Source organism: Candidatus Hepatincolaceae symbiont of Strigamia maritima (genome assembly GCF_055505085.1).
The window spans coordinates 1-9,368 of the sequence record NZ_DBKDTU010000133.1; the positions used below are offsets into that span (position 1 = coordinate 1).

Consider the following 9,368-nt stretch of genomic DNA (forward strand, 5'->3'; position numbering starts at 1 on the left):
GCATTAGCATGGGACATAACATTACACTTTTTAGGGGTAAAACCAGAAGAAGCTACAATATTAACTTTTTGAAAACCTGCTTCATCAAGTTGTTCCCTAAGATACCAAATGGCTGCGGCAGAAACCCCAGTGCCGATTAAATAATTTAATTCTTCATGATCTTTTTGTTCATAAAAAGCATTGGGGGCATATTTTTCAATAATTAGGTAAGATAAATCTTTGTTGAGACCTTCTAAATATCTGCCTCCGTGGGTGTCTATGCGTAAGGAGAGTGTTGTTAAGTCAACTAGATTTTTAAAATAATTACATACCTCTAAACTATCAGTAATTTCTCTACCGAAATAATCTACTAGAACTGTTAGCTTTTGATTATTAAAAGTTTGAAAATAAAATTGTGCTGCTAACAAAGTAGAACCTGTATAACCAATTAGGGCATGAGGCATAGTACCGAACCCCTCGGTAGCTCCGAAAAAGTTTGAAAATTCATCAATAGAACTCCCAATAAAGCCTTTTGCTCCTGATTTTTGTGCAACTCTGGAGCCGATAGAGGCACCGTATTCTGCTTGTTCTACAATTTCCTTACTGCCACAATGCCTAGCCTCCATAGCAATAAAATTTGTATTTTTTAAACTCATGCTCATTATATGAGCATTATAGGCACAAATACAAGATAATCCTACCTTTTGTAGCAACTCAGTTTCTAATTCCACTAAATTTAGAAAAGATCCTTCTACATAAAATAAAGGAGCTCCGGCACCAGTTTTGTCTCCTTCTGTAAAATTTTCAATAATCTTAATAGGAAAGTTTAATTTTTGAGCAGTAGAACGTAGCCAATTCAGAGCATATCCGCAGGCATAAAGTGCTGGTTTACGAATAAATACAGCATAAACTACAGTTTTATCCCCATGTTGTTGGATAATTTCTTTGGTTTTACTAAAATATTTATCAATTATTAAGTTAGTCATATATAATCCTTTAATTGTAATACTAAAGCTACGGTTTGAGAAGGGTTTAAACGTGGATCACAATAACTTAAATATCTATTGGCAAGAGTTTTTTCAGTAATATTACTAATTCCTCCCACACATTCTGTTACATATGAAGAGCTTGTTTCTAAATGAATTCCCGAGGCAGGGGTATTAAGTTCTTGTAAAATTTCAAAGAAAGATTTAACTTCTTGCAAGATGTCTGTAAAATATCTGGTTTTATGAGTGTGAACTTTAACTGTATTACCATGCATCGGATCTACAATAAATAAAACCTTATGGGATGCTTCAGTAATAGCTTTTACTACTTTAGGTAAGTGGTTTTTTATATTATTAACACCCATTCTACTAATAATTATAATTTTACCGAGTTCATTATTGGGGTTTAAAATACTTAGAATTTGTAGTAATTCTTGTGGATTAGTCGTAGCACTGATTTTAATCCCGATAGGATTAGCCAGGGCTTTCAGGTAATACAAATGTGCTCCAGTTAAATTTTTAGTTTTTTCTCCTACCCATAACATATGAGATGACGTATTATAAACTCTACCACCGATTTCTTTTGTAAAACATTCTTCAAAATCTAAATGTAGGGCTTCTTTTGAATAGAAAATTTGTTTATTAAAAGTCTGTGGAGAAAATTGTTCCAAGATATTTTTATATTGAATTTTTAGTGAATCTTTAGTGGCTTTATTCCAATAATATGCATTTTCTATATTAAAAAAACTCTCATTCTTTAAATATTCTAAGATATGGAGAGTTTTCTTCGTTTTATTATAGGCTTTTAAAAGTCTTAGAGGGTTTGGTTCTCTAGCTTCTTTAGTAAAATCATAGGCATGAATAATATCACCTTTAAAACTCTGAAGGGTAAGATTATTTTTGGTTTCAAAGTTATCTCCTCTGGGTTTAGCATATTGCCCGGCAATTCTACCAATTTTAACAATATCTTTTTTTAAAAATGTTGCTAAAATTACTGAAAGTTGCAAGATTAAACGATACCGGTTTTTAATATTTTTATAATTAGCTTGTGCAAATGTTTCCGCACATTCTCCGATTTGTAAGATAAAAGACTTGTTTAAACTTACGTTTTTTAATTGTGTTTTTAGTAAAATTATGTCATTAATGCTTACAAGATTATGCTTTTTAATAAGCAGTGATTTTACTACGGATAATAGTTCTTGGTTACTATAGGTGGGCATATGTTTAGCTGGGAAATTTCCCCAAAAGGTATTATAGAACATAAATAATATAAAAGTGTTTTAATTAAAAATTAAATTATAAATCATTATTATTAATAAAAAAAGTGGCAAATAACAATTAATAGGTAATTTTGCAGTTTTAAAATAAAATTATTAAACAAGAGGGGTTATAAAATTGGACATTGATAATAGAAATATTTTTCTACATAAAAATGATTTACCCAAAGATTTTTACTTAGAAAGCAATGTTTTAGCTGTAGATACTGAAACTTTAGGATTAAATTTACAAAGAGATAAGTTATGTTTATTACAAATTAGTGATGGAATAGATGTACATCTAGTACAATTTTTAAGTAATGAATATTATGCTCCTAATTTACAAAAAATCCTAATGGATAATAATATTTTAAAAATTTTTCATTATGCCAGATTTGATGTTGCAGCCATAGCAATGTACTTAAGAGTAATCTGTAGCAATATTTATTGTACTAAAATAGCCTCAAAATTAGTAAGAACATATACAGAAAAACACGGACTAAAAAATTTATGTAAAGAATTACTACAAGTAGATCTTTCTAAAGAGCAACAAAGCTCTTACTGGGGAAAGATTAATTTAAGTGAAGAACAAAAATTTTATGCAGCCCAAGATGTTGTTTATTTACATGCTTTAATGAATGAGTTAGATAGTATGTTATTAAAAGAGAATAAGTTAGAAATAGCCAAAGCTTGTTTTAATTTTATTCCTGTAAGGGCACATTTAGATATACTAGGTTATGATACTATGGATGTGTTTGCACATTCTTAAGATTAACGCTTAATTAGGGGATTGGAGTAAGAATGGTTACTAAAGATATTTTATTAATTGCAAAAGAGGTAATTAACACTGAAATTAACGGTTTAATGACGCTTAAAGATAATCTTGATGATAATTTTATCAAAGTATGCAACCTATTATATAAACTACAAGGTAGAATTATTCTTTCCGGAGTGGGAAAGTCAGGGTATATTGGTAAGAAGATAGCCTCTACTTTAGCATCTACCGGGAGTCCAGCTATGTTTCTTCATCCGACAGAAGCTCTACACGGAGACTTAGGAATGATAACTAAGCAGGATGCTCTAATAGCTATTTCTAATTCCGGAAAATCTAAAGAACTTGAAGGAATTATTAATTTTGCAAATAGGTTTGCTATACCGCTTATAGCAGTAACATCTAATCCTGAAAGTTATCTTGCTAAGGAAGCGACTATTTTTTTATGTTTGCCCAAAGTTGTTGAAGCCGGATCAATTGGCTTGGCTCCTACTACCTCTACTACTAATCTTTTGGCAATAGGTGATGCTATAGCTATGGTTTTATTAGAGTTAAAGGGTTTTTCAAAGGATGATTTTGCAAAATACCATCCCGGAGGAAGTATTGGCACTCAATTTATTCAAATTACCGAAATTATGCATCAAAATAAAGATTTACCACTGGTACAACAAGGAGTAATTATGCAAGTAGCTCTAGTGGAGATGTCTAGAAAAAGACAGGGGTGTGTAGGAGTAATTTCATCCATAGGAGAATTAATAGGTATGATTACAGACGGTGATTTACGTAGGCATTTTGCTACTCCTAATTTTTTAGAACTAACCGTGGAAAAAGTTATGACTAAAGATATTATCACTATAACAAAAGATGTTTTAGTAGGTAAAGCTACTTTAATAATGGAACAAAAAAATATTAATAATATGTTTATAGTAGAAGAGAAAAAACCCATAGGAATAATTCATATTCAAGATTTATTAAAAATAGGGATTGTATAAGTTTGTTAAAACGTTTAAATTACGGTAGAAAATACAAAATAGCTAAAATTATTGCCATGAGCTTATTTCTAGTTAGTATAGTGTTCTTACTAATTATACCCCTAAAAAATCTTATAATTAGTAAGAAAAAGGGTTTTTTACTTTCTATTCTTAATAATTTTTCTCTAGATGTCGTAAAAACAGCCCCAGTTTTATCAGGAACCAGTAAAAACGGACTAAAATATTATTTAACTGCTAAAGAAATTGATTTTCACTTTCCTCATAATCAAGGATTACTAGATGAATTTGTTGAAGCTAGGTTGATAGATCCTTATTTTTTAATTTCTTCAAAGAGTGGAATTGTCTGGACAGGTAATTCTAATAGTGCTTTATTTAACGATAATAGTAAAGTACTGTATATTAGCGATATACTTTTATTAAGTTCTAATTTAGGACACAAAATTGAAGCTAGTAAGATTAATATTAATATTGAAGAAGGGGAGATGTTTTCAAAAGATCCCATAACTATGTATTATCAAAGAACTACCTTGAAAGCCATGAGTTTTTTAGTAAAAAATAATGCTGATAATATTGTATTAGACGGACCGGTACAGATAATAATAAAAGATAACCCAACAAACTAATGCAAAGATTATTTTTATTAATTTGTATAATGATAAGTCTAAGTAATCAGGTTTGGGCAGATACTTATGTAGATGCTAAAGGAGGAGTGAAATTAGAACAAGCAACTAAACTAATTACGATGTTCGGAGGGGTAACTATTACACAACCCCAAAATATTATTAAAGCTCTTACGGTGTATGCTTTTTATAAAAATATCCAGGATTTTTTTAAGGGGCAGGTTTTAATAAATGATAATTTAACAAGATTAGAGGCAGTAGGTAAAGTAGAATTAATCAATAAAGATAGTAAAGTAACCGGAGATAGGTATATTTATGATAAAAAACAAGGTGTTATGGTTCTTAATGCTGAGAAATTTCCTGTAATATATACTGCTCCCGGTAAAACATTAATGGCTCAAAAAAGCTTTGAGTATCAAGAAAAGAAACAACTATTTTTAGCTTTGGGTAGACCAGTATTAATTAATCATGGTATGAGTAATGAATTTAAAACAGTAGGGGATTTGATGTCTGCTAAATTAAATAAAAAAAAAGAAATGAAGTTTGTAGAAATATTTGCTAATATTAAATTATTTTCTAAAGATATTTTAATATTAGCAGATTACGGACTTTATGATTTAGATAAACAAAAAATTCTTTTAGAGGGGAAAGTGAAAATATTTAATGAGAAAGCATTTGTTAGCGGTTGTAAGATAATTATTGATATGATTAGCGGAGATTCTGAGATGATACCATGTTCCCATCAACAAAATATCATAACTCAATATAAGGTACCGAAAAAGTAATTATGTTGCAAAATTATGACTAATAAATATAATGATAAAATAAAAATGTTATCTATAGAGAAATCTTTCGGTAAAAGAAAAATTTTAATAGATGTAACTATTTCTTTAGAAAGAGAACAGGTAATAGCATTATTAGGACCAAACGGCTCAGGAAAAACCACATTGTTTTATATTATAGCAGGGTTATTAGCTCCTGATAAGGGTAGAGTTATTTTTAATGATACTGATATTACTTTATATCCGATGTACCAGAGGGCTCGTATGGGGCTTGGTTACTTACCTCAAGAAGTTTCTATTTTTAGAGGATTAACTGTGGAAGAAAATATAGAAGTAATTTTACAAATTTATGAAAAAGATAAAATAATTCGGATGAAAAGGTTAGAACAATTACTGCAGGATTTTACTATTACTCATATTAGAAAAAGTAATGCTTTAGCATTATCCGGAGGAGAAAAAAGAAGGGTAGAGTTAGCGAGAGCGTTGGCGGCATCTCCTAAATTTATTTTATTAGATGAACCTTTTGCTGGAGTAGATCCCATTGCTGTGGGAGATTTAAAACAACTAATTTTCCACCTAAAAGATAGGGGCATCGGAGTATTAATTACAGACCACAATGCAAAAGAAACTCTAGGAATCATAGATAGAGGTTATGTATTGTATGAGGGCAAAATTTTAGCTGAAGGAACGCAAAATACCATTATTAACGACCCACTGGTTAAAAAAGTTTACTTAGGAAATACTTTTTAATTTATTTTTTTACAACCTATAATATTTTTACTATATTCCTAAAATTGCTAAATAATACTTTTATTATAAAGTATTATGTTTATAAGTAGTAATTTCATCCTATATTTAGTATAATGTTATATAGTTACAAAAAGGTAGAGGTAACTATAATTTTAATCAATTTAAAGGAGTAAATTACGTGTTAACTAATAGAGGAAATAAATCAGAATTTTTAATGCTTGGGGGAGCCGTGATTTTAGGCTTTTTTGCTGTGTTAATTTATGCATCATTACACTCAGTTCCTACAGGACATAAAGGAGTGGAGGCTATTTTCGGTAAAGTATCGGATAGAGTTTTAGATGAAGGTATCCATTTTCTTAATCCTTTATCTGAGGTAAAAGATGTTGATGTGAGAGAGCAAAAAACCGTATTGAATACTGCAACTTATACTAAAGATATTCAAATGACCAGTTTACAAGTGGTATTTACCTATTCCTTAGAAGGTCCAGCTGTAAATAGATTGGTAAAAAATGTAGGGTTAGATTATCAAACTAAATTAATTTCTCCAGTATTAGAAGGTGCAATTAAAAATATTGTGGGTAAATGGGAGGCAGATCAGTTAATCTCTAATAGAAATACTGCAATAGACCAAATGACAGAATTCTTACAAGGTAAATTAAATAAAGAATATATCCGTTATGTAAACTTTCAATTAACTGGTATTAACTATTCTGAAGCATTTGAGAAATCTATTGAAGAGAAACAGATAGCAACACAAAATGCTATTAAAGCTAAAAATAATACAGTAAGGGTTCAAGAAGAAGCTAGACAACAAATTATTAGTGCTGAAGCTGAGGCAAGAGCTATGAAAATTAAAAGCGATGCTCTAAGAACTAATAAATCTTTAATAGAATATGAAGCCGTACAAAAATGGGATGGTAAACTCCCTACGTATACCGGAGGTGGAGCTATGCCTTTCTTAAATATTAATAATAAATAGGTATATACCAATTTCAATTAAGGGTTATATAACAAAATAGATAACCCTTAATGTTATATAAATATCCTCACCAAAAAACCAAAACTTATTTTTAATGATAGCCTATAAAAGTAACAGATAAAAATTACTATATTATGAGGAATATTATGAAGACATCTAATGCAGAAAATAATCTAAGCTAATATTTTAATAAAAAAAAGGTACTTATTGCAAAGTACCTTTTATAGTTTCTTTACTTATAATTATTTTTTTATCAGATCTAAAGGGTTATTAGTAAAGACTGCATCAGCTCCAAGTGCAGTTGCTTGATCATATAATTTTTTATTATTAATTCCGAAAAACATTAAATTAACTTTTTTATATGCATTTCTGGTTGTAGCTACTGTATCTTTATTCCATACCACGACATTAAAAGTTCCTTTACCTTCGCCAAGATTAAACTTTTCAAAAACAGTCATTTGTCTAACTAATTCAAAGGCAATCCAAGCTTCTTTTGCTTGTGGTTGAATCTTATCAGTTTCACCGGTGAGTAATTGTTTTACAGCACGATTTCTAGTAGTATCTCTATCTTCAAAAATAACTGCCGCAGGATAAGCTTTAGTTAAGTAATCATAATGGGACTTATTAGTAGAATAGAAAATTAAGCGTTTCCATTCTTTTTTAGGGATGGTTTTAGCTAAAGCTTCAGATAAATCTTTTTCAGGCACTGATTTCATATCTATAAAGATTGGAATGTCAGAAACTTTCTCTAAAACTTCATTTAAAGTAGGAATTTTTAATAGACTTGTATCTTTAGGGCATATAATGTTTTTAGAGCATTTTACACTAAATTTCTGAATAACTTCGGCATTTAAGCTAGCAACAGTTCCGGAGCCGTTACTCCAAATAGATAAATTGTTTCCGTGATATACCATGACTTGCCGATCTTTACTGACTTGTACATCTAGCTCAATGGCATATACTCCGGCTCTCTTAGCTTCTAAAAAAGCAAATAAAGTATTTTTAGGCCAATTGCCTTCTCCTCCGGCATGAGCAATTATCTTAGGAGCAGCATGCAATAGCATACTACTTATTGGAATAAAGGTTAAAGATAATACTAATAATATAGTTTGTAGAATTTTTTTCATTGTTTTCTCCCTTAATTATATACTTGTGGTGTAAATTAATATAAAAAGTATATTGATTTAAAGTGCTTTTTATATTAACGTTCTTATTAGAAAACTTCATAATGTTTGTATACATTAGTTAATGCATTCATATTTATTATCAGGGCAGATAGCATCTGATTCTACCTGAATAGTGGAATGAGATATGTTATAGGTGAAGTAAAGTAAATCTTTGACCTGAGTAATAGTCTCTGTAATATTAGAGTTTTCTTTGATAAGGATATGTAAAGTAATGATATTTTCTGCATTATTTAGCATCCATAAATGGATGTGATGTACATTACTAATTGCCGAAATATTCTTTTCTAAAAGATTTCTTACTTCAATAGCTTTAATGTTTTCAGGGGTTCCATCCATTAAAATGTGAGTAGTTGCTTTTAGCATGTTATAAGAATGGTAGAAAAGTAAGGTGGAAATAAAGAAAGCTAGGATCGGATCAATATAAACCCAGTTATAAAAATAAACTACAATTCCTGCGGTAATTGCTCCCACAGAACCCAATAAATCTGAAATAACGTGTAAGAAAGCACTTTTCATAACTAAACTATGTTTTTCATGTTTAGATCCTCTGTGAATGAGCCATGCTACTAAAATATTAACTAACAGCCCTACAATGGCTACAATTAGCATTGGTTTGCCCTTAATTGGTTCAGGATTATATACTCTGAGAATAGAATAGTAGAAAATTAAAATAGAGATTACAAATAAACTTAAGACATTAATAAAGGTTACTAAGATTTCAAAACGGCTATATCCGTAGGTTCTTTTCATATCATTTTTAAAACGTCCTACTACAATTCCTAAGAAAGCTAAAATTAGTGATACAAAATCACTTAACATATGCATAGAATCGGAAATTAAAGCTAGAGATCTTGTCAAAATACCCGTAAAAAATTCTACTCCCATAAAAAAGCCGATTAAAATAATTGAAAATTTTAAAATGGAGAGTTCTTTACCATTAATATATAACTTATGATCGAGACCTAAGGTACGATTATGATGAGCAGACATTAAATTATCCCATATTATTTCTTATAAAATTAAGTTATGTTCTTAATTGATTCGCTATAAGTTAGTTTTTATATA

The 9,368-nt window shown here is 29.8% G+C and carries 10 protein-coding genes; 6 read left to right on the forward strand and 4 right to left on the reverse strand.

Features of this window, described 5'->3' with window-relative positions; genetic code table 11:
- The coding region (locus ACQCX0_RS03385; protein ID WP_462562764.1) for a nicotinate phosphoribosyltransferase at positions 1-965 on the reverse strand (965 nt) is incomplete at its 3' end.
- Positions 962-2,227, reverse strand: a complete 1,266-nt coding sequence (locus ACQCX0_RS03390) for a 3-deoxy-7-phosphoheptulonate synthase (RefSeq protein ID WP_462562766.1) — start codon at positions 2,225-2,227, stop codon at positions 962-964. The genes ACQCX0_RS03385 and ACQCX0_RS03390, both read right to left, overlap by 4 nt.
- Before the next feature lie 133 nt (positions 2,228-2,360).
- On the opposite strand from ACQCX0_RS03390, the gene ACQCX0_RS03395 reads away from it, so the two are divergent.
- From ACQCX0_RS03395 to ACQCX0_RS03420, 6 genes are all read left to right on the forward strand, one after another.
- A complete protein-coding gene (locus ACQCX0_RS03395; RefSeq protein ID WP_462562767.1) occupies positions 2,361-2,990 on the forward strand; it encodes a ribonuclease D in 630 nt (209 codons plus the stop codon).
- 32 nt (positions 2,991-3,022) lie between these two features.
- Positions 3,023-3,985: a KpsF/GutQ family sugar-phosphate isomerase gene (locus ACQCX0_RS03400; RefSeq protein WP_462562768.1), complete on the forward strand. Its 963-nt coding sequence runs from the start codon at positions 3,023-3,025 to the stop codon at positions 3,983-3,985.
- Positions 3,986-3,987: 2 nt separating this feature from the next.
- On the forward strand, positions 3,988-4,608 hold the full coding sequence (gene lptC / locus ACQCX0_RS03405) for an LPS export ABC transporter periplasmic protein LptC (RefSeq protein ID WP_462562770.1): 621 nt from the start codon (positions 3,988-3,990) through the stop codon (positions 4,606-4,608).
- Positions 4,608-5,390: an LptA/OstA family protein gene (locus ACQCX0_RS03410; RefSeq protein ID WP_462562771.1), complete on the forward strand. Its 783-nt coding sequence runs from the start codon at positions 4,608-4,610 to the stop codon at positions 5,388-5,390. Before lptC ends, ACQCX0_RS03410 begins: the two co-directional genes overlap by 1 nt.
- A 15-nt stretch (positions 5,391-5,405) precedes the next feature.
- Positions 5,406-6,137 carry an LPS export ABC transporter ATP-binding protein gene (lptB, locus tag ACQCX0_RS03415; protein ID WP_462562772.1) on the forward strand — a complete coding sequence of 244 codons (732 nt, stop codon included), beginning with the start codon at positions 5,406-5,408 and terminating at the stop codon, positions 6,135-6,137.
- Positions 6,138-6,315: 178 nt separating this feature from the next.
- Positions 6,316-7,116 carry a prohibitin family protein gene (locus tag ACQCX0_RS03420; protein ID WP_462562773.1) on the forward strand — a complete coding sequence of 267 codons (801 nt, stop codon included), beginning with the start codon at positions 6,316-6,318 and terminating at the stop codon, positions 7,114-7,116.
- Between the two features lie 242 nt (positions 7,117-7,358).
- Here ACQCX0_RS03420 and ACQCX0_RS03425 read toward each other — a convergent pair whose 3' ends face one another.
- Together ACQCX0_RS03425 and ACQCX0_RS03430 are read right to left on the reverse strand one after the other, a co-directional pair.
- Positions 7,359-8,243 (reverse strand): glycerophosphodiester phosphodiesterase family protein, encoded by an 885-nt coding sequence (locus ACQCX0_RS03425; protein ID WP_462562774.1) that lies wholly within the window; start codon positions 8,241-8,243, stop codon positions 7,359-7,361.
- A 114-nt stretch (positions 8,244-8,357) separates the two neighbouring features.
- Entirely contained in the window at positions 8,358-9,293 is a 936-nt protein-coding gene (locus tag ACQCX0_RS03430; protein ID WP_462562775.1) for a cation diffusion facilitator family transporter, read from the reverse strand.
- Between the last annotated feature and the right edge of the window lie 75 nt (positions 9,294-9,368).